Raw genomic sequence first — 23,063 nt, 5'->3', positions numbered from 1 at the left:
GGGTTCAGGCGGCCGGCGCCGTGCGCCAGGCACGGGCCACGGGCGAGGGGGGAATCAGGCCGGCGACGCGCTTTTCCGCCTCCAGCAGGCAGGCGGCACGCAGCGGCGCGGGACCGCGGCCCGGCGCGTCTGGCAGGCCGCGCCACACCGGGCCGTAGTGGAGGACATGCTGGGAAGCGGTCAGGCCGGCCGCGGCCAGTTGCAGTCGCCACTGCCCCAGCGTTCGCGGGACCAGGCCGGAACGGCGCCACCGCAACCGGTACGGGCTCAGCGGATTGAGGACGAACAGCCACAGGCGCCCACCCGGCTCCAGGACGCGGGCGCATTCCTGCAGCAGCGGCTGGGGATCACCGGCATCCAGGACGTGCTGGAGCACGATGACGCCAGCAGCCTCGGTCGGTAGCGGCAGGGGCAGCGCGCAGTGCACATGCCCGGAGAGGCGGGAGGAGCCTGCCCGCGCCCGCAGGTGCACGCCGCGGGTCGCCGGGCCGGCCGAGAGAGCGGCGTCGGCCCCCTCGGGCGAGATCCAGAGCCAGGGCTGGGGAGTACGGCTGGTGAGTGCCTGGCTGACGCGGGCGTGCTCGGAGGCCAGCACGGGTCCGCCGCGCCCGGTCCCGAACCACGCCAGGGCATCGGGTTGACGGGTAAACGCGAAGGCAGGCATGTTCGGATTGTAGAGGACGCCGACCTCAGGCGTCCGTCCCCGTCCCCCCGGAGTCCGTTCGCCGATGCGCCTGCTCGCCTTGCCCGCCTTCGAGGACAACTACATCTGGGCGCTGGTCGACGACGATGGCGATGCCCTGGTGATCGATCCGGGCGATGCCGCGCCGGTGTTGGCCGCCACCGGCAACGGCCTGTGGCCTGCAGCGGTCCTGATCACCCATCACCATCCCGACCACGCCGGCGGCGTGCCGGCGCTGCGCGAACGCTGGCCGACCCTGCCGGTGTTCGCACCGGCGGACGACCGCGTTCCCGACGCCACCGAGCGCGTGGGTGCGGGCGACACCGTGCGCCTGAAGAACTGGCGGCTGTCGGTGCTGGAAGTGCATGGCCATACGCGCAGCCACATCGCGTTCCACGGTGGCGGCTCGGAGGGACCCCCGCAACTGTTCTGCGGCGACACATTGTTCAGCCTGGGCTGCGGGCGCCTGTTCGAAGGCACGCCGGCGCAGATGCTGGATGCTCTGGACCGCCTGGCGTCGCTGCCATCCGAGTCGCTGGTCTGCTGCGGCCACGAGTACACGCTCGCCAATGGGGTCTTCGCACAGGCGGTGGATCCGCACAATCGCGCGCTGCAGCGCCGCATCGAGGACGTGCGCGCCATGCGCCAGGCCGGGCGCCCCTCGCTGCCCGTCACCCTGGCGAGCGAGATCGCCACGAATCCCTTCCTGCGCGTGGACACCGATCCCGTCCGCGATGCCGTCGCCCATCGGCTCGGGCGCGCGCCCGTCGATCGCGTCGAAACGTTCGCCGCCTTGCGGCAGTGGAAGAACGACTTCCGCGCATGAGGACGCGGCATACCCTGGGTGCCGCACTCGTGGCGACGCTGCTCGTCGCCGTGCCGCCGTTCGCCGTCGCCGGAGATCCCCCCGCGCCCGGGGAAACCTCGGGCACGCCCACGTCCGACGCTACGGTGCCGGTCTCCGCCCTGCCCGCCAGCCAGCAGCGCAGCGGCCTGGAGATCTACCAGCGTTTCCGCGACGGCCTCGCCGACCCTGCATGCGACAGCGCGGCCACCAACGGGCGCTGGAAGAAGCAGTTCGGCCATGCTCCCGGGCAACTGGCGCGCGCCGAGGACGACCTGCTGCCGCTGTTCGGCTACGTCGTCGATGCGCTGCGCGAAGCGCACCTGCCCACCGAGTTCGCGCTTATCCCGTTCGTGGAAAGCGGATACAAGCCGGGTGCCCGCAACCCGAACGGCCCGGCCGGGCTGTGGCAGTTCATCGGCATCACCGCGCGCAATCACGGCGTGCCGATGCGCGAAGGCTACGACGGCCGGTTGTCGCCGGTGGATTCGACGCAGGCTGCCGTGCGCTATCTCAAGACGCTGCACGGCATGTTCGGCGGCGACTGGCGATTGGCGGTGATGGCCTACAACGCCGGCGAGTACCGCGTACTCCAATCGATGCGCCGCGCCGGCATGAATGCGCGCAACGCACGCCCCGCCGAGTTGCCGGGGCTCTCCGGCATCACTTACGCGTATGTCGAGAAGCTGCACGCCCTGGCCTGCATCTTCCAGCAGGCCGATGACCGCGATGCCTGGCTGGACCAGCTCGATCGCCCTGTGCCGCGGCTCGCCGCGCATCCGTTACCCGACGGTGGCACGTTGGCCTCGTGGGCCACGGCCCACGGACAATCGACGACGCTGCTCAATCGCCTCAATCCCGCACTGGCAGGGCGCTTCAGTCGGGGCACGCGCCCTATGCGACTGCTGGCGCCCAGCCTCGCCACGGCGAGCGAGACCGCGAGCGGGACGCCGGTTGCGACGGCGGCCGACGCATCGCCGTCCTCGCCCCAGAACGATGCCGCGGTTTCCTCCGGGACCGCCTCGACCGGGCGCACGCATACGGTCAAGCGCGGAGAATCCGCCTGGAGCATCGGCAAGCGCCATGGCATCCCGGCGGCGCGCCTGTTGCGCATGAACGGACTCAAGCCCGGTGCGGTCCTGCGCCCGGGCATGGTGCTCCAACTGGACGAAACGCAGAGCGAGGCGCCCTGAAACAGCAATCCCGCCTTTCGGCGGGATTGCGGGGTGGCGCGCGACAGGACCGTTACAGCCGGTCTTCGAAGACCTTGACCTTGAAGCGCTTGCGCAGCGCATCGACGTAGGCCTGCGTCGAGATGCCGCCGGTCAGCTGCGTCATCTGCTGCCGCATCATCGCGCGCTCTTCCGCCGGCATGTCCGCCAGCACGCCCTCGGTCACCTTGTTGACGGTGAACACCGCGTAGGCGCCATTGCCCAGCGCGACCTTGCCCGCCGTCGACTTGCCTTCCGCCGGACGCGCGGCCGCGAAGATCGCCTCGTTGGCTTCGGCCGTCGGCATCGGCATGCCGCGGCGCATGCCCGGCAGCTCGTTGAAGCGCAGTCCGTCGGCGGCCGCGATGGTGGCCAGCGATTCGCCCTTCTGCAGGCGTGCGACCAGCGCGTCGGCCGCTGCGACGGCGGCCTTCTCGCGGCGGTCGGCGCGGATGGCAGCGACCACCGCATCGCGCGCCTTGTCCAACGCAAGCGCCTGCTCCTGGGTGTGCTGCGCCACGCGGATCACCACACTGTGGTTCGGCGCGATCTCGATCGGGTCGCTGACGGTACCGTCCTGCACCAGCGTGTCGGAGAACGCGGCACGCAGCACGGCAGGAACGGTCGCGACACCTTCCGGCGCATTGCGCGAGAACGGACCGACCTTCTGCAGCGGCAGGCCCACGGCCTGCGCAGCCGGCGCCAAGGCGGTCGGATTCTTCAGCGTCTCGTTGACCACGCGTCCTGCCAGGTCATTGTAGGCGCGGTCGCGTTCGCTCCCGGCTTCCTCGGCGGCCAATTCGCCGCGGACCTCTTCGAAGCTACGGCCCGCACCCGCCTTGATCTCTTTCAGCTGCAGCACGTGGTAGCCGAAATCCGACTTCACCGGGCCACGGATCTCGCCGGCCTGCATGGCGAACGCCGCATCCTCGAACGGCTTGACCATCGAGCCGTCCTTCGCGAACGGCGGCAGCTCGCCGCCAAGATCCTTCGAACCCGGGTCTTCCGAGTTGGCACGCGCCAGTGCGGCGAAATCGGCGCCCTCGCGCGCCTGCTTGGCGAGCGCGGCGGCTTTTTCCTCCGCCTTCTTCAGGGTCGCGGCATCCGCGCCCGCGTCGGCCGAGATGAGGATGTGCGCGACCACGCGCTGCTCCGCGGAAACGAAGCGCGACTTCTCCGCTTCGTAGCGCTTGCGCAGTGCAGCCTCGTCGGCCGGCGCGCCCGCGGGCAGCGTCGCACCGTTGATCTCGATGTACTCCAGCGAAACCTGTTCCGGCTGCTTGAAGTCGTTCTTGTGCCCGTCGTACCAGGCCTTGATGTCGGCGTCGCTGACCGGCGCCGCATCCTCGGCCACGGGCGGCAGCAGCGCGATGCCGATGTCGCGGGTTTCACCCAGCAACTTCCACATGCGTTCCTGCTCGCCTTCGGTGATGAAATCCGAATCGTTGATCGCCATCGGCACCAGCATCATGCGCAGGCGCTCGCGCTGCTCTTCCTCGAACTTCTGCGGCGACACCGCCGGCACCTGCGAGGACAGCATGAGCTGGTAACGCTCGGGACTGAACTTGCCGTCGACCTGGAACGCGGGTTCGCTGGCGATCATCTTCTGGAGCGCGGCATTGCCGACGACGATGCCGGCGCGCTTGGAGCCCAGCGCGAGGACCTTCTGGTCGATCAGCTGCTCGAGCACCTTGCGCTTGTTGTCCGCGCTCTCGAAGTCGCGCGGATCGAACGCTTCACCGGCCTGCTGGCGCGCCTGCTGGCGTGCCTGCTCGAAGGCGGCGCGGAATTCGTCCTGCGTGACCTCTTCGCGCTGCCACAGCATGGAGGCCGGCCACCACTGCGGCGCGGACTCCCACCATGTCGGCGGCGCTTCGACCAAGGCCACGTCGCTGGCGGTACCACCGGTCATGTACTCGTTAACGCCCACGAAGGCGAACGGGATGATCAGCAAGCCCAGGATCAGGCTGGCGATCCAGCCGGAGGTTTTGTCGCGGAGTTTCTGCAGCATGTGCGGACGGGATCCGAATTCGTTCAGCCGCGCAGTTTAGCGCGCCCGGTCATCGGCGTCTCGCCGCCCGGCGGCGGCCTCCGGCCCTCGGGCACAGCGGCGTTAAGGCGAAATGCCCTGCGCGCAGACAGCAAAAAGCCCGCTTTCGCGGGCTTTCTGGGGTCTTAGTGGCGGAGTGGACGGGACTCGAACCCGCGACCTCCGGCGTGACAGGCCAGCATTCTAACCGACTGAACTACCACTCCGCATCAAGACGAACATTGTAAGGTGGTTCGCGTACTTTCCGCTAGACCATCCGACAAAATTTTTTTAACTTCGCATCGCCCCGAGGTGGTGGGTGCTGAGGGTTTCGAACCCCCGACCCTCTCCGTGTAAGGGAGACGCTCTACCGCTGAGCTAAGCACCCAGGTGCATCAAGCACCCTGCCATCGGCAGCGAGTCGATTAGTTTACGGCATCCTTCAGGGCTTTGCCAGCCTTGAACGCGGGGTTCTTGGACGCCTTGATCTTGATGGTGTCGCCCGTCTTCGGGTTACGGCCCGTGCGGGCAGCGCGCTTGCGGACTTGGAAGGTGCCGAAGCCGACCAGCGTCACGCTGTCGCCCTTCTTGAGGGCCTTCGTGATGCTGGAGATGACGGCGTCGACGGCACGGCCGGCTTCGGCCTTGGAGACTTCTGCTTCGTCGGCGACGGCATCGATCAATTCGGTTTTGTTCATTGAGTAACTCCCTTTGCGGAACAACCGCGGAATGAGTAACCGGGACCTGGGGTAGCGCGCGCCCTTGGGAACCGGTCGTTGTTTCCACGCGCTTCGAGGCATCGCCTGGCGCGCGCGGGTGACGTCGTTATACCAGTGCAAAAAATGCCACGCAAGCCGAAAACCCAGCAATGACGCGGGTTTCGGGGGTTTTCAGCTGCCGTTCGTCACCGCGTTCAGTGCTTCACGCCGGGTTGCTGCGACGCTTTGTCGCCCTCCTTCTCCGTGGCGGGCACGCCACGTTCGGAACCGCCCCCGCCATCGGCCGGAACGGGCGCCAGGGGACGCTCCAGCGCGAGATCGAGCACTTCGTCGATCCACTTCACCGGGACGATCTTCATGCCATCGGTGACGTTGGCCGGAATGTCCGCGAGGTCCTTCTTGTTTTCGTCGGGGATGATCACCGTGGTGATGCCGCCACGAAGCGCCGCCAGCAGTTTCTCCTTGAGGCCGCCGATCGCGGTCACGCGACCCCGCAGGGTGATTTCGCCGGTCATCGCGACATCCGCCCGCACCGGGTTCTTGGTCAGCGCCGACACCAGCGCCGTCGCCATCGCGATACCCGCACTGGGGCCGTCCTTCGGCGTGGCGCCATCGGGCACGTGCAGGTGGACGTCGTGCTTCTGCAGGAACTCCGCATCCACGCCCAGGCTTGCGGCGCGGCTGCGCACCACCGACAGCGCAGCGGAACCGGATTCCTTCATCACGTCGCCCAGTTGGCCCGTCAGCAGCATGCCGCCCTTGCCCGGGACCAACGCGACTTCGATCTGCAGCAGGTCGCCGCCCACTTCAGTCCACGCCAGGCCCGTCACCAAGCCGATTTCGTTCTGCTCCTCCGCACGACCGAAGTCGAAACGGCGCACGCCGGAATACTTCTCCAGGTTCTTCGAGCTGACCTGTACCGCCGCGGCCTTGTTCTTCTTCTTCGCCATCGCCTTCGCACCGCCCAAGGCGATCTCCTTCACCACCTTGCGGCAGATCTTGGCGACCTCGCGCTCCAGATTGCGCACGCCGGACTCGCGCGTGTAGTAGCGCACCAGGTCACGGACCGCGTCCTCGGCGATCCTGAGTTCATCCGCCTTCAGGCCGTTGGCCTTCAGCTGCTTGGGCACCAGGTAGCGCTGCGCGATGTTGACCTTTTCATCCTCGGTGTAGCCGGGGATGCGGATCACCTCCATGCGGTCCAGCAGCGGGCCGGGGATGTTCAACGAATTGGAGGTGGCGACGAACATCACCTCCGACAGGTCGAGGTCGACCTCAAGGTAATGGTCGTTGAACGCGTTGTTCTGCTCCGGATCCAGCACTTCCAGCAGCGCCGACGACGGATCGCCCCGGAAATCCATCGACATCTTGTCGATCTCGTCCAGCACGAACAGCGGGTTCTTGCTGCCGGTCTTGTTGAGGTTCTGCACGATGCGACCCGGCATCGAGCCGACGTAGGTACGGCGATGGCCGCGGATCTCAGCCTCGTCGCGCACGCCGCCCAGCGACATGCGCACGAACTTGCGGTTCGTCGCCTTGGCGATGCTCTGCCCAAGCGAGGTCTTGCCGACGCCCGGCGGACCGACCAGGCACAGGATGGGGCCGCGCAGCTTCTTCACCCGCGACTGCACCGCGAGATATTCGAGGATGCGTTCCTTCACCTTCTCCAGACCGTAGTGGTCGGCATCCAGCGTGTCCTGGGCGACCTTGAGGTCCTTGCGCACCTTGGTGCGCTTGTTCCACGGCACGCCGAGCAACCAGTCCAGGTAATTGCGGACCACGGCGGCTTCCGCCGACATCGGCGACATCTGCTTCAGCTTGTTGAGCTCGTTGCGCGCCTTCGTCTCCACCTGCTTGGGCATGCCGGCTTCGGCGATCTTGCGGGCGAGTTCTTCCTGCTCGTTCGGCGCTTCGTCCAGCTCACCCAGCTCTTTCTGGATGGCCTTCATCTGCTCGTTGAGGTAGTACTCGCGCTGGCTCTTCTCCATCTGCGACTTCACCCGGCCGCGGATGCGCTTCTCCAACTGCTGCACGTCGATCTCGCCGTCGACGAAGCCAACGAGCAGTTCGAGCCGCTCGCCCACCTCGATGGTTTCCAGCAGGCGCTGCTTGTCTCCCAGGCGCACGCCCAGGTGCGCGGCGATCGTGTCGGCCAGGCGGCTGGGCTCGTCGATACCGGCGAGCGTCTGCAGCAGCTCGGGCGGCAACTTGCGGTTGGTCTTCACGTACTGTTCGAACAGACTCATCAGCGAGCGCGCGACCGCTTCGATCTCGCGCGGCTCGCGTCCGTCGGTGGAATCGACCTCTTCGCCCTGCCCGTACAGCGAGCCGTCACGCTCCACGACGTTGCTGACGTTGATGCGCGCCGTGCCCTCGACCAGCACCTTGATCGTGCCGTCGGGCAGCTTCAGCAACTGGAGCACCTGCGCCAGCGTGCCGACGGTGTACAGGTCGGCCGCCGCGGGGTCGTCGGTCTCGGCCGATTTCTGGGCGAGCAGGATGATGCGCTTGTCGGCTTCCATCGCCTGTTCCAGCGCGCGCATCGACTTGTCGCGACCGACGAACAGGGGGATGACCATGTGCGGGAACACCACCACGTCACGCAGTGGCAGGACCGGCAGGTCGAGGATTTCAGTCTGGGGGCGGCGGGGCATGGGGGGCTCCAGCTAAGTGCGAATCCGGGGGTGTCGAAACACCGATGGGCCCGTTATGGGGCCATCCGGACGGGGATGCAATAGCGACCTGGAAACGCCAGCAAAACCAGCGACTTGCAGGATCGCCAGAAAGTGAACAGGCGCCTCGTGGGCGCCTGTATTCGGATGCATTTTCCGTGCCGGATCACTCGGCTGCGGCCACCTTCGGCGGCGGCGGACTCTGGTAGATCAGGTACGGCTCCGACTTGTGCTCGATGACGGATTCGTCGACGACCACCTTGCTGACGTTTTCCATCGACGGCAGGTCGTACATCGTGTCCAGCAGCACCGATTCCACGATCGTACGCAGGCCGCGCGCGCCGGTCTTGCGCTTGAGCGCCTTGCGCGCGATGGCGGACAGGGCGTCGGGCCGGAACTCGATCTCCACGCCCTCCATCTCGAACAGCTTCTTGAACTGCTTGGTGATGGCGTTCTTGGGCTCGGTCAGGATCTTGACCAGCGCAGGCTCGTCCAGCTCCTCCAACGTCGCGACCACCGGGAGGCGGCCGACGAACTCGGGGATCAGGCCGAACTTGATCAGGTCCTCGGGCTCGACGTCGGTCAGCAGCTTGCCGGTCTCGGTCTTGCGCTCGGCGCTCTTCACCTTGGCGCCGAAGCCGATGCCGCTGGCTTCCGTGCTGCGCTGCTGGATGATCTTGTCCAACCCGGCGAACGCGCCGCCGCAGATGAAGAGGATGTTCTTGGTGTCGACCTGCAGAAATTCCTGCTGCGGATGCTTGCGCCCGCCCTGCGGCGGCACGCTGGCGACGGTGCCTTCGATCAGCTTCAGCAGCGCCTGCTGCACGCCTTCGCCGGACACGTCGCGGGTGATCGACGGGTTCTCGCTCTTGCGCGAGATCTTGTCGATCTCGTCGATGTAGACGATGCCCTGCTGCGCCTTCTCGACATCGTAGTCGCACTTCTGCAGCAGCTTCTGGATGATGTTCTCGACGTCCTCGCCCACGTAACCCGCTTCTGTCAGCGTGGTGGCATCGGCGATGGTGAACGGCACGTTGAGCAGGCGCGCCAGCGTCTCGGCCAGCAGGGTCTTGCCCGAACCGGTCGGGCCGGCCAGCAGGATGTTCGACTTGGCCAGTTCGACCTCATCGTTCTTCTGGCGGCTCTCGATGCGCTTGTAGTGGTTGTAGACCGCCACGGCCAGCGTGCGCTTGGCGCGGTTCTGGCCGATCACGTACTGATCCAGGACCTCGAGGATCTCGCGCGGCTTCGGCAGGTGGCTGCGTGCGGACTGGGCCTTTTCTTCCAGTTCCTCGCGGATGATGTCGTTGCACAGCTCCACGCACTCATCGCAGATGAACACGCTGGGGCCCGCGATCAGCTTGCGGACCTCATGCTGGCTCTTCCCGCAGAACGAGCAGTACAGGATTTTGGTGCTGTCGCCGGAACGGCCCTGACGATCTTCGCTCATGCTGGTATTACTCGGTCGCTCAACCTGCCCCGGGGGGCTTTCGGTCGGAGAATAGCACACGGTCCCGGCTTGTCAGCCAGGCCCGTGAACAGGGGTATTTGCGCGTGAAACCGGGCCAATCCGGGCAATCAGCCGGCCTGGATGGAGTCGTCCGGACGGCGCTCCAGCACCTGGTCGACCAAGCCGTAGGCCTGGGCGTCCGCCGCGCTCTTGAAGTTGTCGCGCTCGGTGTCGCGCTCGATGGTCTCCAGCGCCTGGCCGGTGTGCTTGGCGAGGATCTCGTTCAGGCGGGCGCGGAGGGTCAGGATCTCGCGGGCGTGGATGTCGATGTCCGTGGCCTGGCCCTGGAAGCCGCCCAACGGCTGGTGGATCATCACGCGGGAGTTCGGCAGGGCGTAACGCTTGCCCTTGGCGCCGGCCGCGAGCAGCAGCGCGCCCATGCTGGCCGCCTGGCCCACGCAGATGGTGCTGACGTCGGGCTTGATGTACTGCATGGTGTCGTAGATGGCCATGCCCGCCGTCACCACGCCACCGGGCGAGTTGATGTACAGGCTGATGTCCTTCTCCGGGTTCTCCGCCTCGAGGAACAGCATCTGCGCCACGATGACGTTGGCCACGTGGTCGTCCACGCCGCCGACCAGGAAGATCACGCGCTCCTTCAGCAGGCGCGAGTAGATGTCGTAGGCGCGTTCGCCACGGCTGGTCTGTTCGACCACCATCGGCACCAGGTTGAGGGCTTTGGTTTCGATACTCATCTGTTTTCGCGCCTGTCGTTCATGGGGAGGGGTCCGGCCTAGGATAGCCGGACCGCCTGCCCGGACGGGAGCCCGGCTCAGTTGCGGATGGCTTCCTGGAAGGAAAGCGTCTGCTCGGTGTGCTGGGCGCGCTCGGCGATCCAGTCGATCACCTGCTCTTCCATCACACGGCCCTGCAGACTGTTCATCAACTGGGGATCGTTCCGGTACAACTCAATGACCTGTTCCGGCTCTTCGTAGGTCGAGGCGATCAGACGCAGGGTTTCGTTAAGGCGCTTGGGGTCCAGGCGCAGCTGGTTGTGGCGGGCGACCTCGCCCACCAGCAGGCCGACCAGCACGCGCTTGCGTGCCGCATCCGTGAAACCTTCGTGGGCATTGTCCGGGATCTGCACCTGCTGACCCTGGCGGCGGGCCTGTTCGGCCGCCTGCTGGACCATCACGCGGGCCTCGTTCTCGACCAGGCGCGGCGGCATCTCGACGTGGGAATAGGCGGCAATCAGCTGCTCGCCCACTTCGCGGCGGAGGCGGGTCATCAGCGCACCCTTGAGCTCGCGCTCCAGGTTGCTGCGGATGTCGGCGTGGAACTGCTCGGCATCGCCGCCCTTCACGCCGAAGCTGCGGATGAAGTCGCGGTCCACTTCCGGCACCACGGACTCCGCCACTTCGGTGACGCTCACATGCACGTCGACCTGCCGGCCCGCCAGCTGCGGCACGCGCCAATCGGCCGGGAACGTCACCGATACGGTCTTCTCGTCGCCCTTGGACAGGCCGACCAGGGCCTGCTCGATCTCGCCGAACATGACGCCCGAGCCGATCAGGGTGGCACCCTTCTCGACGCCTTCCGCCGGCATGCGCTCGTCACCGGCTTGCGACCAGGTCTCCAGGCCGACGCGGTCGCCTTCCTTCGCAGGACGCTCCACCGCCTGGAAGGTCCGACGCTGCATGCGCAGGTTCGAGACCATCTGCTCGATGTCGGCATCGCTCACCTCGGCGGTGTGGCGGACGACATTCAATTTGGTCACATCGACATCGCCGAAATCCGGGACGACTTCGAACGTCGCCACGAAATCCAGCTCGCCCGCGCCCTGCTTCTCGATGCGCGGATTGCCGGCGAGCTGGAGATCCTGCTCGCGCACAGCATTGTTGAAGGTCTCGCGCAGCAGGCCGTCCAGCGCCTCGGCGCGCACCTGGTCGCCGTAACGCTGCTCGATGACCTTCGCCGGCACCTTGCCCGGGCGGAAGCCCTTGATGCGGGCCGTGCGGGTCAGCTCGCGCAGGCGGCCGCCGATGTGGGTGTCCAGACGGTCAGCCGGCAGGCTGAAGCTCATGCGGCGTTCGAGATTGCCGATCGATTCGACCGAAACTTGCATACTCACTGACTCCTGCGGCCACGGCACTGCCGGGGCGATGTTGATAATCCGGGACGCCTGGCGCGCGGGCACGAGGCCCGGCCGGCGGAACTTGTTAGTTTCGCCGATTCCGGGGCTGGCTGCCAGCATTTGGCCTGGGACGGCGCCTCGGGACCCCGGGACCGTCGTCACCCCGCCTGGATGGGGGGTCCCGCCGGGACGGGGATTTGCCCCAAGTTGACACCAAAAGGCGTGCGAGGCGCTCCCGGGAAGCATGGTGCGAAAGGAGGGACTCGAACCCTCACGGGGGTTACCCGCTGGAACCTAAATCCAGTGCGTCTACCAATTCCGCCACTTTCGCAGGTCCCGGCGATTGTACCCGTGCGGCGACCGGTCCCGAAAGAAAAGCCAGCGCAATGAATCGCTACCCCGAGCTAATACACACAAAGAAAAACGCCCGGCGTGAGCCGGGCGTTCTCGGGTTTGGTGGGCCGTCAAGGATTCGAACCTTGGACCTATTGATTAAGAGTCAACTGCTCTACCAACTGAGCTAACGGCCCCGAAAAACTGGCTGCGTAGTGTAACCGCATCTTCTTTTTGTGTGAACCCCCACGAGCGCGGAAGTCCTTCAAACAGTGGGGTGGCTGAGGGGACTCGAACCCCCGACATCTGGAATCACAATCCAGTACTCTAACCAGCTGAGCTACAGCCACCACTGAAACTTTCCCTGCCGCCGCACACCGGAAGTGGCGCGCCCGACAGGACTCGAACCTGTAACCGCCGGCTTAGAAGGCCGGTGCTCTATCCGGTTGAGCTACGGGCGCCCGGTCCGGATTCTCGCCCTCCCCTGTCGGTCACGCCAGGGCAGTACATCAGGCTGGTCGGGGTAGAGGGATTCGAACCCCCGACCCTCTGCTCCCAAAGCAGATGCGCTACCAGACTGCGCTATACCCCGACGAGGGTCCCGGCGTGGCGTCTGGACGCCAACGAGGCCGCGTATTGTCGGAACACGGGGCCCGCCTGTCAAACGAAACCTGAAGGTCCACGGCTTGGGATATGCTCCGGCGCTGGGGACAGAAGTCCGATGACCACATGAGGGAACCATGATACGCAGCGGCAATCCGGCACTGAAGGAATCCACCTTCCTCGACCTCGGCACGGGCAGCGTGGTGTCGCGCGACGGCGGCACGATGACGCTCAATGGCACCGTCAACAAGACCGGCATCCTGCTCCTGCTGACCGTGCTCACCGCGGCATTCGCCTGGAGCCAGTCCGTCGTCACCGGGCCTGACGGCCAGCCGATGGTGGCGCCCGGCATCGCGATCTACGCGCTGGGCGGCGCGATCGGCGGCCTCGTCCTGGCGCTTGTGACCGCCTTCAAGAAAGAATGGTCGCCGGTCACCGCGCCGCTGTATGCGCTGGTGGAAGGCTTCTTCCTGGGCGCCATCTCGGCGATGTTCGAACTGCGCTTCCCGGGCATCGTGATGCAGGCGGTTCTGTTGACCTTCGGCACGCTGGGCGCGCTGTTGGCCGCCTATCGCAGCGGCCTGATCAAGGCGACCGAGAACTTCAAGCTCGGCGTCGCCGCGGCGACCGGTGGCATTTTCCTGATCTACCTCGTCAGCTTCGCGCTGTCGTTCTTCGGCATCAAGGTCCCTTACATCCACGAGTCCGGCCTGATCGGCATCGGCTTCAGCCTGTTCGTGGTGGTGATCGCCGCGCTGAACCTGGTGCTTGACTTCGATTTCATCGAGTCGGGCGTGGAAGCCGGCGCGCCGAAGTACATGGAGTGGTACGGCGCGTTCGGCCTGATGGTCACGCTGGTGTGGCTGTACGTCGAGTTCCTGCGCCTGCTGGCCAAGCTGCAGTCGCGCGACTGACGCCTGGCGCATGCGGAAAAGCGAAGGGCGCCCTCGGGCGCCCTTTTTTCATGCGTCGCCGTGGGTGGCGGCCCTGGCCCGGCGCGACGGCCAGACCATGAACAGCACGGTCACGCCGGCCAGCAGCCAGCAGTAGTGCACCTTGCCCATCAACGCCAGCGGCGACAGGCTGGCCAGCGAGGCGGCCAACAGGATCTGCGCGCCGTAGGGCAGCAGGCTCTGCACGATGCAGACGAAGATATCGAGCACGCTGGCCGCGCGCGCCGGCGGCACGTCGTGGCGCTCGGCGATGTCGCGGGCCACGCCGCCGCTGATCAGGATGGCCACCGTGTTGTTGGCGGTGAACACGTCCGTCAGCGAAGCCAGCGCAGCGATGCACCACTCGCCGGTGCGGCGACCGGTGTTGCCGCGCGCGATGCGGGTGATCTGCCTGGCCAGCCAGTCCAGGCCGCCGCTCGCCTTCATCAGCGCGCCCAGTCCTCCGATGAACAAGGCCAGCAGGGTGATCTCCACCACGCCTTCGAACCCGGCGTAAATGTCGTCGGCGAAGTTCGGCAGTGCGTAGTCGGCCGGTCCGAACCACAGGCCGAAGAGCCCCGCCACCACGAGCCCGATGGTCAGCACGACCAGCACGTCCAGTCCGGTGATCGCCAGCGCCAGCACCAGCACGTAGGGCAGCACCAGCCAGGCGGACGTCGGCTCGGCGGCCTCCACGGGCGAAGCATCCCCTACCAGTCCGAGCACCACGAGGGTCAGCAGCGCGGCGGGCAGCGCGATCTTCACGTTCTCGCGGAATTTCTCCCGCACCGTGCAGCCCTGGGTGCGCGCCGCGGCGATCGCCGTATCCGAGATCACCGACAGGTTGTCGCCGAAGGTGGCGCCACCCAACACTGCCCCCACGACCAGCGCGCGGTCGATGCCGGCGGCATCGGATACGCCGAGCGCGATCGGCGTGACCGCCGCGATGGTGCCCATCGAGGTGCCCACCGCCAACGAGAGGAAGCCCGCCACCAGGAACAGGCCCGGCAGGATCAGCGCCGGCGGCAACGCGCCCACGCCCAGCGCGACCACCGCGTCCACGGCGCCGATCTGCTTGGTGACCATGGCGAATGCGCCGGCCAACAGGAAGATCAGGCACATCAGGATGATGTTGCTGTCGCCGATGCCCTGCAGCAGCGTGTCCATCGCCTTGACCCCGGCGCGATGCGCGATCCACAGGCCCAGCGCGATCGCCGGCAGAATCGCCACCGGCGCATGCAGCCGGTAGAAGCCCATCGCGTCGCCCTGCTCGGTGTAGTACAGCCCCGCACCGAAGAACAACGCGAGGAACAGCAGCAGCGGGGTCAGCGCCAGGGCGCTGGGACGGACGGACATGGCAGGGCCTTCTGCGGGGGGCCGCGGATTGTGCGTGCCGCCAGCCTAGCGTCCAACCCCATGGATGGGACATAGGCAAACAAAAACGGGACGCTGAGCGTCCCGTCCGTGTACGTCCCGATGTGCGCCGAACTCAGACGCGGCTGGCGATCGCCTTGGCGAACGACATCGTGTTGCCCTCGCCGCCCAGGTCCGGGGTCAGCGAATCCTTGGCGTCCAGCGTGGCGATGATGGCCGCGCGCAAGCGCTCGGCCTTCTCCGGCTGGCCCAGGTGATCCAGCATCTGGGCCGCGCCGAGCAGCAGCGCGCAGGGGTTGGCCACGCCCTTGCCGGCGATGTCCGGGGCCGAGCCGTGCACAGCCTCGAAGATCGCGGCATCGACGCCGATGTTGGCGCCCGGGGCCAGGCCCAGGCCGCCGACCAGGCCGGCGCACAGGTCGGAGATGATGTCGCCGAACAGGTTGGTGGTGACGATGATGTCGAACTGCTCCGGGCGCATCACCAGCTGCATGCAGGTGTTGTCCACGATCATCTCGTTGGTCTGGATGTCCGGGTACTGCGCGGCCACTTCGCGCGCGACCTTCAGGAACAGGCCCGAGGTCGTCTTCAGGATGTTGGCCTTGTGGACAATCGTGACCTTCTTGCGACCGGTCTTGCGGGCCAGGTCGTAGGCGTAGCGCACGATGCGGTCGGACCCCTTGCGGGTGATCTTCTGGGTCAGCAGCGCGGTTTCGCCGTCTTCCGAAATCGACTGGCCCTCACCGATGTACGCGCCTTCGGTGTTCTCGCGCACGGTGATCAGGTCCACGCCCGACGGGAAGCGCGACTTGGTGTTCGGGAACGACTTCGCCGGGCGCACGTTCGCGTACAGGTCGAAATGGCGGCGCAGCGCCACGTTGATCGAGCTGAAGCCCTCGCCCACCGGCGTGGTCAGCGGGCTCTTCAGGGCCACGCCGTTCTTGCGGATGGAGTCCAGCGTGGCCTGCGGCAGCAGGTCGCCATGCTTCTCCAGCGCGACCATGCCGGCATCGGCCTCTTCATAGGTCAGGCCGACCTTGAGGGCATCGAGCACGTACAGGGTGGCGTCCATGATCTCCGGGCCAATACCGTCGCCGCGGATGACCGTAATCGTCTGGGTCATTGAGTGGGGTTTCCGAACAGGGGCGCGCGCGGGCCGGGGCCGGGACGGGCGCAAGGGGGAAGGTCTGTGCCCGCCATTATGCCCGAGCGCCCCTCGGGGCCCCAAATCGACGATGGTCTGACGCCCGGCGCAAGGGCCGGGCGAAACGCCTCAGCCGTGGTCGTGGGCCGCCGGTGCAGCGGCGTCGCCGCCCTCCAACTGGTCCAGGAAATCCACGGCGCGGCGCAGGTGCGGGATGACGATCGAACCACCCACCACCAGGCCCACGGAGAAGGTCTCGAAGAATTCCTCCCGGGTCACCCCCGCCTCCTTGCACTGCGCGACGTGGTAGCTGATGCAGTCGTCGCAGCGCAGCACCATCGAGGCGACCAGGCCCAGCAGCTCCTTGGTCTTCACGTCCAGCGCGCCTTCCTGGTAGGTCTGCGTGTCCAGCGCGAAGAAGCGGCGCACGACCTGGTTCGGTTCGTCCAGGATGCGCTTGTTCATGCGCTGGCGGAATTCGGTGAACGCCTTCACGCGGTCCTGGCTGTCGTCGGCGGCGCTCATGCGGCGCCTCCCGCCAGCAGGGCGTCGAGCTTGCCCGCGCGATGCAGCGCGATCATGTCGTCGTAACCGCCCACGTGGACGTCGCCCACGAAGATCTGCGGCACGCTGGTGCGCTTGGCCTTGGCGATCATCTTCTCGCGCTCGGCGGGGTCCAGGTCGATGCGCACCTCGGTCCAGGCCTGGCCCTTGCTCTTCAGGAAGTTCTTCGCGGCCACGCAGTACGGGCAGATCGCCGTGCTGTAGAGGGTGATTTCCGGCGCCGTGGCGCCTTGCGGGCTGTCGCTCAAGGGAATTCTCCGGAACGAAAAGGACGTACTGTGGTCGCACTCGATATCGGGCCGAGCCGGTCGGGTTCCAGACGGCGACATGGAACAGTGCGGACCGGTACTGGTCCGGTTAACCACGTATTCACTCGCCCGGATCATCGACCGGTCATCCTGATGACGGCGTCATTATCCGCCACGGAGCCTCCATTTGCGCCCACTGCTGCTCGCCACTGCCCTGACCCTGGTCCTCGCGGCGCCGCTGGCGGCTTCGCAGGACAGCCGGTTGCCGGACATCGGTTCCTCCGCCGGCGAGCTGCTTACCCCGGCGCGCCAGGCCCAGTACGGCGGCATGATGCTGCGCGAATTGCGCAACTACGGGTACCTGCTGGAAGACCCCTTGGTCGCTGACTGGCTGCAGACCGTCGGCAACCGGCTCGGCGCCGACAGCGACAACCCACAGCAGGCCTATACCTTCTTCATGATGCGCGACCGGCAGATCAACGCCTTCGCCACGCTGGGCGGCTACATCGGCATGAACGCCGGCCTGGTGCTGACGGCCGACCGCGAGGACGAAGTGGCCGCGGTGCTGTCCCACGAAATCGCGCACGTCACCCAGCAGCACGTGCTGCGCGGGGTGGAACGTGCGCAACGCGACCAGGTGCCGATCCTGCTGGGGATGCTGGGCGCCATCGTGCTGGCGCAGGCCGCCGGCGGCAACTCCAGCGCCGATGCTTCGCAGGCGGCCATCGCCTCGGCGATGGGCCTCATGCAGCAGCGGCAGATCGACTACACCCGCTCCAACGAATCCGAGGCCGACCGGGTCGGCATCCGCACGCTGTCGCGCGCCGGTTACGACATCGACGCGATGGCCGGCTTCTTCTCCAAGCTGCAGCAGGCCACCCGGGTCGCGCGCGGCAGCGGCCGCGAGGCCATCCCCGACTACCTGCAGACCCACCCCGTCACCACCACCCGCATCAGCGAAGCGCGCCAGCGCGCCGACCAGCTGCGCGGCGAACAGGTCACCACCGTCACCGCCGTCCCGGGGGGCGAACGCGTGGAACGCTTCGACCGCCGCGGCATCACCCTGCCCGAGACACGCAGCGACAACCCCTTGCTGCCGGTCCCGGTCACCCTGCCCTCGCTCGCCTTCAGCCAGGGCGACACCGGCGAGTTCGACTGGGCCCGCGAGCGCCTGCGCGCGCTCAGTGCCGACACCCCGTCGGCCGCCGTGCGCGAGTACGAGACCCTGCGCCGCCAGACCGGCAAGCCGCTGGGGGGCCCGCAACGCTATGGCCTGTCGGTCGCCCATCTGCAGGGCGGCGATGTCCGCACCGCCCTGACCGAACTGCGCCGCCTGGAGGACGACTACCCGGACAGCCTGTGGGTGTCCCTGACCCTGGGCGAAGCCGAATCCCGGACCGGTGAGACCGCCGCCGCGAACCGGCGCTTCGACGCCCTGGTCCAGCGCTTGCCACAGAACCGCCCGGTGGCCCTGACCTACGCCAAGGTGCTGAACGAACAGGGTGGCGCCGAGGCCGGGCGCCGCGCCCAGGCCGTGCTGCGCCCCCTGATGGCGCGGGCGGGCGACGACCCGGTCTTCCAGCAGCAGTTCGCCCGGGCCAATGAACTGGCCGGCGACACCGCGCGCGCCGGCGAGGCCTACGCCGAGGCCGCCTACCTCAACGGCCGCCCGGAACAGGCCCTGATCCAGCTGCAGAATCTCAAGAAGCAGAGCGACCTGGACTACTACGCCCGCGCCCGGGTCGACGCCCGCATCGCCGCCATCACCCCCGAGGTGCTGGAACTCCGTCGCCAGGGCATCCGCGACCCGGACGTCGAGCGCCGCTGAACCCCACCCGGCGGTCCTTGTGACAGCCCGGCGGCCCGTCATGTAATCGTCATAAAATTGTCGTCTACTGGCGCAGACCCCTACGCCACCGGACGCCGCGTGCAGAAGCACATCCTGATCGTCGACGACGAACCCGCCATCCGCGACATGGTGGCCTTCGCCCTGCGCAAGGGCGAATACGAGCCCATCCATGCCGGCGACGCCCGCGAAGCCCAGAACGCCATCGCCGACCGCGTCCCCGACCTGATCCTGCTGGACTGGATGCTGCCCGGCACCAGCGGCCTCGAGCTGGCCCGCCGCTGGCGCAAGGACGCCATGACCCGGGACGTGCCGATCATCATGCTGACGGCCCGTGGCGAAGAGAACGACCGCGTCGGCGGGCTCGAGGCCGGCGTCGACGACTACGTGGTCAAGCCGTTCTCGGCCCGCGAGCTGCTGGCCCGCATCCGCGCCGTGATGCGCCGCTCCCGCGACGACGACGAAGACGGCAGCGTCGCGGTGGGCAACCTGCGCATCGACGGCGCCGCCCACCGCGTGTTCGCCGGCGATACGCCGGTACCGATCGGCCCGACCGAGTACCGCCTGCTGCATTTCTTCATGACCCACCCCGAGCGCGTCTATTCGCGTACCCAACTGCTCGACCACGTCTGGGGCGGCAGCGTCTACGTCGAGGAGCGCACGGTGGACGTGCACATCCGCCGGCTGCGCAAGACGCTCGAGCCGCACGGACTGGAAAACATGGTGCAGACGGTGCGCGGCTCCGGCTACCGGTTCTCCGCGGCGATGTAAGCGCGGGCGTCGCGCCCGCGCGTCGCTGTCATACACATCTGACACAATCGGTCCATGCCCCACCACATCCGTTCCGCCTGGTTCAAGACGCTCGGCCAGCTGGCCGGCATCCTGGCGCTGGCCGTGGTCGTCGGCCTGCTGCTGGGATACGTGTGGCCGGTGGTCACCCTGGCCGCGCTGGGCGTGGTGGCCTGGCACTACTGGCGGTTGCGCAAGGTGCTGCTGCGCCTGACCGCGCGCCAGCGCCTGGAGCCCGCGCAGGGCCAGGGCGTCTGGAACGAACTGGACCGCCTGCTCTTCCGCGGCCAGGCCGAAATGCGCACCCGCAAGCGCCGCCTGCTCGACATGCTGCGCGCCTACCGCGCCGCGGCCGCCGCCCTGCCCGATGCCGTCGTGGTGGTGGAACGCAACAGCCAGCGCGTGCAGTGGTTCAACAAGGCGGCCAGCAGCCTGCTGGGTTTGCAGTACCCCACCGACATCGGTGCGCCGGTCGGCGACCGCCTGCAGCCGCTGCCGATGTCGCACTGGCTCGCCGCCGGCCGCAACGCCGAACCGATGCTCGATGCCGCCTCACCGGTGGACCCGGACCTGCGCCTCAATCTGCGCCTGATCCCCTACTCCGACCAACACTGGCTGCTGGTCGCGCGCGACGTCAGCAAGATGCTGCGCCTGGAACAGATGCGTCGCGACTTCGTCGCCAACGTCTCGCACGAACTGCGCACGCCGCTGACCGTCGTGCACGGTTACCTCGACATGCTCGAGCCCACCGAGTACCCGGACTGGGCGCCGATGCTGAGCGAGATGCAGAAGCAGTCCCAGCGCATGACCCAGTTGGTCGAGGACCTGCTGACGCTGTCGCGCCTGGAAGCGCAGGAGAGCCTGCCCGACGAGAACGTCGCGATGGCGCCGATGCTCGCCACCCTGCGCCGCGAAGCCGAGGCGCTGAGCCAGCGCCGCCACACCATCGTCGTGCAGGACGACGCCGGCGTGGACCTGGCCGGCTCCAACAAGGAACTGCACAGCGCGTTCTCCAACCTGGTGAGCAACGCCGTGCGCTATACCCCGGTCGGCGGCACCATCACGGTCCGGTTCGCCCGCGAAGGCGACGGTGCCGTGCTCAGCGTGCGCGACACCGGCTACGGCATCCCGTCCTCGCACCTGCCGCGGATCACCGAGCGCTTCTACCGCGTCTCGACCAGCCGCTCGCGCGAGAGCGGTGGCACCGGCCTGGGCCTGTCCATCGTCAAGCACGTGCTCAACCTGCACCAGGCCCGGCTCGAGATCGAAAGCGAAGTCGGCCACGGCAGCACCTTCGCCGTCCATTTCAGCGCCGAGCGCGTCGAACCGCGCCTGGACGCCCCCACTCCCGCCCTGACGGACCAGACCGCATGAACGCCGCCCTCGACACGACGCCCGCCGCCCTGACCGGTGAAGACGTGCTGCGCGATCCCGCGCTCTACCTCAATCGCGAACTGTCGCAACTGGACTTCAACTTCCGCGTGCTGGCGCAGGCGCAGGACCCGTCGGTGCCGCTGCTGGAGCGCCTGCGCTTCCTCTGCATCTCCTGCACCAACCTGGACGAGTTCTTCGAGATCCGCGCGGCCACGGTCCGCCATGCGCAGGACTTCGGCCTGCCACCCGGCGCTGACGGGATGAGCCCGGCCACCGTGCTCAACAAGATCCACGACCGCGCCGCCGAGCTGGTCGATGCGCAGTACAAGTGCTGGAACGACGTCCTCCGCCCGGGCCTGGCCGAAGCCGGCGTGCGGGTGTTCGGCCGCGACAGCTGGAACGCGCGGCAGACGCGCTGGCTGCGCGCCTATTTCCGCAACGAGATCATGCCGGTGCTGTCGCCGCTGGGCCTGGACCCGGCGCACCCGTTCCCGAAGATCCTCAACAAGTCGCTGAACATCGTCGTCGTGCTGAAGGGCAAGGACGCGTTCGGTCGCGCCGGCCATCTGGCCATCGTGCGCGCGCCGCGCTCGCTGCCGCGCATCATCCACCTGCCGCAGCGCGTGTCCGGCGGCGAGAACGACTTCGTCCTGCTGTCCTCGGTGCTGTCGGTGTTCGTCGACGAGCTGTTCCCGGGCATGGAGGTCAAGGGCTCCTACCAGTTCCGCGTGACCCGCAACTCCGAAGTCGTCGTCGACGAAGAGGAAGTGGAGAACCTGGCGCTGGCGCTGCGCGACGAGCTGGTCGGCCGCGGCTACCGCCCCGCCGTGCGCCTGGAGATCGCCCACGACTGCCCCAAGCCCATCGTGCGCACGCTGTTGCAGAACTTCGCCCTGCCCGACAATGCGGTCTACCCCATCAACGGGCCGGTCAACCTCAACCGCGTCATCCAGGTCTACGACCTGGTGCAGCGCCCCGAACTGAAGTACCCCGCCTTCACCCCGCGTACGCTGCGCGACAGCGATGCGATCTTCGAGAAGGTCGCCGACGGCGACGTGCTGCTGCACCATCCCTTTGATTCGTTCGCAGCCGTGCTCGAAGTGGTCAAGCAGGCCGCCGTCGATCCCGATGTGCTGGCCATCAAGCAGACGCTGTACCGCACCGGCAAGGACTCCGCGCTCGTCGAGGCGCTGGTGCAGGCCGCGCGCAACGGCAAGGACGTCACCGTGGTGGTGGAACTGCGGGCGCGCTTCGATGAAGACGCCAACCTCGGTGTGGCGGACAAGCTGCAGGAAGCCGGCGCGCAGGTCGTGTACGGCGTGGTGGGCTACAAGACCCACGCCAAGATGCTGCTCATCGTCCGCCGCGAAGGCCGCAAGCTGCGCCGCTACGTGCACCTGGGCACCGGAAATTACCACAGCGGCACGGCACGCGCGTACACCGACATCGGCCTGCTCACCTCCGACCCGGACATCGGCACGGATGTGCACCTGCTGTTCCAGCAGCTGTCGGGCCTGGCGCCGACCACCAAGCTCAAGCGCCTGCTGCAATCGCCCTTCACCCTGCACCCCGGCCTGATCAAGAAGATCGAGCGCGAGGCCAAGCTGGCCAAGGCCGGCAAGCCGGCGCGCATCATCGCCAAGATCAACGCGATCAACGAGCCGCGCATCATCCGCGCGCTCTACGCGGCCTCCCAGGCCGGTGTGCAGATCGACCTGATCGTGCGCGGCGCCTGCGCGCTGCGCCCCGGCGTGCCCGGTATCTCCGAGAACATCCGCGTGCGCTCCATCGTCGGCCGCTTCCTGGAGCACAGCCGCATCTACTGGTTCGGCAACGACGGCTCGCCGGAACTGTACTGCGCCAGCGCCGACTGGCTGGAACGCAACCTGCTGCACCGCGTGGAGACCTGCTTCCCCCTCCTCGACAAGGACATCGCCGCGCGCGTGTTCAAGGACGGCCTGCAGAATTACCTGGACGACAACTGCAACGCCTGGGAGCTGCTGGCCGACGGCAGCTACCGGAAACTGACGCCGGGCGACGACGCGCCGCATTCGGCGCAGGGCACGCTGTTGGCGAAAGTGTAAGAAGCCAGCGGCGCCGCCACCGGCTAAACTG

Annotated in this window: 18 protein-coding genes and 7 tRNA genes; 7 read left to right on the top strand and 18 right to left on the bottom strand. The window is 67.4% G+C overall.

Going from position 1 to position 23,063, the window contains the following annotated elements; genetic code table 11:
• Positions 1-4: 4 nt before the first annotated feature.
• Entirely contained in the window at positions 5-664 is a 660-nt protein-coding gene (locus BLT45_RS07625; RefSeq protein WP_093297038.1) for a methyltransferase domain-containing protein, read from the bottom strand.
• Positions 665-728: 64 nt separating this feature from the next.
• Between BLT45_RS07625 and gloB the strand changes: the two genes are divergently transcribed.
• Positions 729-1,508, top strand: coding sequence for a hydroxyacylglutathione hydrolase (gloB, locus tag BLT45_RS07620; RefSeq protein WP_093297035.1), 780 nt, complete (start codon positions 729-731; stop codon positions 1,506-1,508).
• Complete coding sequence (locus BLT45_RS07615; protein ID WP_093297033.1) at positions 1,505-2,719, top strand: lytic transglycosylase domain-containing protein; 1,215 nt, start codon at positions 1,505-1,507, stop codon at positions 2,717-2,719. Before gloB ends, BLT45_RS07615 begins: the two co-directional genes overlap by 4 nt.
• 52 nt (positions 2,720-2,771) lie before the next feature.
• On the opposite strand, the gene BLT45_RS07610 is transcribed toward BLT45_RS07615, so the two are convergent.
• The 13 genes from BLT45_RS07610 to BLT45_RS07550 form a co-directional block, all read right to left on the bottom strand.
• The gene (locus BLT45_RS07610; protein WP_093297030.1) at positions 2,772-4,748 is read right to left on the bottom strand and encodes a SurA N-terminal domain-containing protein; all 1,977 of its coding nucleotides are present in this window, start codon (positions 4,746-4,748) and stop codon (positions 2,772-2,774) included.
• A 168-nt stretch (positions 4,749-4,916) separates the two neighbouring features.
• Positions 4,917-4,993, bottom strand: a tRNA-Asp gene (locus tag BLT45_RS07605).
• An 86-nt stretch (positions 4,994-5,079) separates the two neighbouring features.
• Positions 5,080-5,154 (bottom strand) — tRNA-Val (locus tag BLT45_RS07600).
• Between the two features lie 37 nt (positions 5,155-5,191).
• Entirely contained in the window at positions 5,192-5,566 is a 375-nt protein-coding gene (locus BLT45_RS07595; RefSeq protein WP_175455807.1) for an HU family DNA-binding protein, read from the bottom strand.
• 113 nt (positions 5,567-5,679) lie between these two features.
• On the bottom strand, positions 5,680-8,139 hold the full coding sequence (lon, locus tag BLT45_RS07590; RefSeq protein ID WP_093297028.1) for an endopeptidase La: 2,460 nt from the start codon (positions 8,137-8,139) through the stop codon (positions 5,680-5,682).
• A 184-nt stretch (positions 8,140-8,323) separates the two neighbouring features.
• Positions 8,324-9,607: an ATP-dependent Clp protease ATP-binding subunit ClpX gene (gene clpX, locus BLT45_RS07585; protein ID WP_093297025.1), complete on the bottom strand. Its 1,284-nt coding sequence runs from the start codon at positions 9,605-9,607 to the stop codon at positions 8,324-8,326.
• A gap of 128 nt (positions 9,608-9,735) precedes the next feature.
• Positions 9,736-10,362, bottom strand: coding sequence for an ATP-dependent Clp endopeptidase proteolytic subunit ClpP (clpP, locus tag BLT45_RS07580; protein WP_093297022.1), 627 nt, complete (start codon positions 10,360-10,362; stop codon positions 9,736-9,738).
• Positions 10,363-10,439: 77 nt separating this feature from the next.
• Positions 10,440-11,732 (bottom strand): trigger factor, encoded by a 1,293-nt coding sequence (gene tig, locus BLT45_RS07575; RefSeq protein ID WP_093297019.1) that lies wholly within the window; start codon positions 11,730-11,732, stop codon positions 10,440-10,442.
• Between the two features lie 254 nt (positions 11,733-11,986).
• Positions 11,987-12,072: transfer RNA gene (locus BLT45_RS07570), tRNA-Leu, on the bottom strand.
• 123 nt (positions 12,073-12,195) lie between these two features.
• Positions 12,196-12,271: transfer RNA gene (locus BLT45_RS07565), tRNA-Lys, on the bottom strand.
• Between the two features lie 76 nt (positions 12,272-12,347).
• Positions 12,348-12,424: transfer RNA gene (locus tag BLT45_RS07560), tRNA-His, on the bottom strand.
• A 34-nt stretch (positions 12,425-12,458) separates the two neighbouring features.
• A tRNA-Arg gene (locus BLT45_RS07555) sits at positions 12,459-12,535 on the bottom strand.
• 54 nt (positions 12,536-12,589) lie between these two features.
• Positions 12,590-12,666: transfer RNA gene (locus BLT45_RS07550), tRNA-Pro, on the bottom strand.
• A gap of 151 nt (positions 12,667-12,817) precedes the next feature.
• Here BLT45_RS07550 and BLT45_RS07545 point away from each other — a divergent pair.
• Entirely contained in the window at positions 12,818-13,591 is a 774-nt protein-coding gene (locus tag BLT45_RS07545; RefSeq protein WP_093298697.1) for a Bax inhibitor-1/YccA family protein, read from the top strand.
• Between the two features lie 48 nt (positions 13,592-13,639).
• Here BLT45_RS07545 and BLT45_RS07540 read toward each other — a convergent pair whose 3' ends face one another.
• The 4 genes from BLT45_RS07540 to grxC form a co-directional block, all read right to left on the bottom strand.
• Entirely contained in the window at positions 13,640-14,965 is a 1,326-nt protein-coding gene (locus BLT45_RS07540) for a Na+/H+ antiporter NhaC family protein (protein ID WP_093297016.1), read from the bottom strand.
• A gap of 133 nt (positions 14,966-15,098) precedes the next feature.
• Positions 15,099-16,106: an isocitrate dehydrogenase gene (locus BLT45_RS07535; protein ID WP_093297013.1), complete on the bottom strand. Its 1,008-nt coding sequence runs from the start codon at positions 16,104-16,106 to the stop codon at positions 15,099-15,101.
• A gap of 150 nt (positions 16,107-16,256) precedes the next feature.
• Positions 16,257-16,652 (bottom strand): carboxymuconolactone decarboxylase family protein, encoded by a 396-nt coding sequence (locus BLT45_RS07530; RefSeq protein WP_093297010.1) that lies wholly within the window; start codon positions 16,650-16,652, stop codon positions 16,257-16,259.
• Complete coding sequence (grxC, locus tag BLT45_RS07525) at positions 16,649-16,939, bottom strand: glutaredoxin 3 (protein ID WP_254771804.1); 291 nt, start codon at positions 16,937-16,939, stop codon at positions 16,649-16,651. Before grxC ends, BLT45_RS07530 begins: the two co-directional genes overlap by 4 nt.
• Before the next feature lie 187 nt (positions 16,940-17,126).
• Between grxC and BLT45_RS07520 the strand changes: the two genes are divergently transcribed.
• The 4 genes from BLT45_RS07520 to ppk1 all read left to right on the top strand — a co-directional run bounded on the left by BLT45_RS07520 (position 17,127) and on the right by ppk1 (position 23,032).
• On the top strand, positions 17,127-18,767 hold the full coding sequence (locus BLT45_RS07520; RefSeq protein WP_093297007.1) for a M48 family metalloprotease: 1,641 nt from the start codon (positions 17,127-17,129) through the stop codon (positions 18,765-18,767).
• Between the two features lie 99 nt (positions 18,768-18,866).
• A complete protein-coding gene (phoB, locus tag BLT45_RS07515; RefSeq protein WP_093297004.1) occupies positions 18,867-19,556 on the top strand; it encodes a phosphate regulon transcriptional regulator PhoB in 690 nt (229 codons plus the stop codon).
• 54 nt (positions 19,557-19,610) lie between these two features.
• On the top strand, positions 19,611-20,948 hold the full coding sequence (phoR, locus tag BLT45_RS07510; RefSeq protein ID WP_093297001.1) for a phosphate regulon sensor histidine kinase PhoR: 1,338 nt from the start codon (positions 19,611-19,613) through the stop codon (positions 20,946-20,948).
• Entirely contained in the window at positions 20,945-23,032 is a 2,088-nt protein-coding gene (ppk1, locus tag BLT45_RS07505) for a polyphosphate kinase 1 (RefSeq protein WP_093296999.1), read from the top strand. The genes phoR and ppk1 overlap by 4 nt, the downstream gene beginning before the upstream one ends.
• Positions 23,033-23,063 lie beyond the last annotated feature (31 nt).

Source organism: Pseudoxanthomonas sp. CF385, from assembly GCF_900104255.1.
Lineage (GTDB): Bacteria > Pseudomonadota > Gammaproteobacteria > Xanthomonadales > Xanthomonadaceae > Pseudoxanthomonas_A.
The sequence above is the reverse complement of the archived record's forward strand: the minus strand, read 5'-3'. Positions and strand labels throughout refer to the sequence as shown.

What these genes read in the sequence shown, in the direction of transcription:
- clpX (WP_093297025.1), bottom strand. Translation starts at nt 9,607, where the DNA reads ATGAGCGAAGATCGTCAGGGCCGTTCCGGCGACAGCACCAAAATCCTG.
- tig (WP_093297019.1), bottom strand. Translation starts at nt 11,732, where the DNA reads ATGCAAGTTTCGGTCGAATCGATCGGCAATCTCGAACGCCGCATGAGC.
- BLT45_RS07540 (WP_093297016.1), bottom strand. Translation starts at nt 14,965, where the DNA reads ATGTCCGTCCGTCCCAGCGCCCTGGCGCTGACCCCGCTGCTGCTGTTC.
- BLT45_RS07530 (WP_093297010.1), bottom strand. Translation starts at nt 16,652, where the DNA reads ATGAGCGCCGCCGACGACAGCCAGGACCGCGTGAAGGCGTTCACCGAA.
- ppk1 (WP_093296999.1), top strand. Translation starts at nt 20,945, where the DNA reads ATGAACGCCGCCCTCGACACGACGCCCGCCGCCCTGACCGGTGAAGAC.
- phoR (WP_093297001.1), top strand. Translation starts at nt 19,611, where the DNA reads ATGCCCCACCACATCCGTTCCGCCTGGTTCAAGACGCTCGGCCAGCTG.
- BLT45_RS07535 (WP_093297013.1), bottom strand. Translation starts at nt 16,106, where the DNA reads ATGACCCAGACGATTACGGTCATCCGCGGCGACGGTATTGGCCCGGAG.
- BLT45_RS07595 (WP_175455807.1), bottom strand. Translation starts at nt 5,566, where the DNA reads ATGCCTCGAAGCGCGTGGAAACAACGACCGGTTCCCAAGGGCGCGCGC.
- BLT45_RS07610 (WP_093297030.1), bottom strand. Translation starts at nt 4,748, where the DNA reads ATGCTGCAGAAACTCCGCGACAAAACCTCCGGCTGGATCGCCAGCCTG.
- BLT45_RS07625 (WP_093297038.1), bottom strand. Translation starts at nt 664, where the DNA reads ATGCCTGCCTTCGCGTTTACCCGTCAACCCGATGCCCTGGCGTGGTTC.
- gloB (WP_093297035.1), top strand. Translation starts at nt 729, where the DNA reads ATGCGCCTGCTCGCCTTGCCCGCCTTCGAGGACAACTACATCTGGGCG.
- BLT45_RS07615 (WP_093297033.1), top strand. Translation starts at nt 1,505, where the DNA reads ATGAGGACGCGGCATACCCTGGGTGCCGCACTCGTGGCGACGCTGCTC.
- clpP (WP_093297022.1), bottom strand. Translation starts at nt 10,362, where the DNA reads ATGAGTATCGAAACCAAAGCCCTCAACCTGGTGCCGATGGTGGTCGAA.
- lon (WP_093297028.1), bottom strand. Translation starts at nt 8,139, where the DNA reads ATGCCCCGCCGCCCCCAGACTGAAATCCTCGACCTGCCGGTCCTGCCA.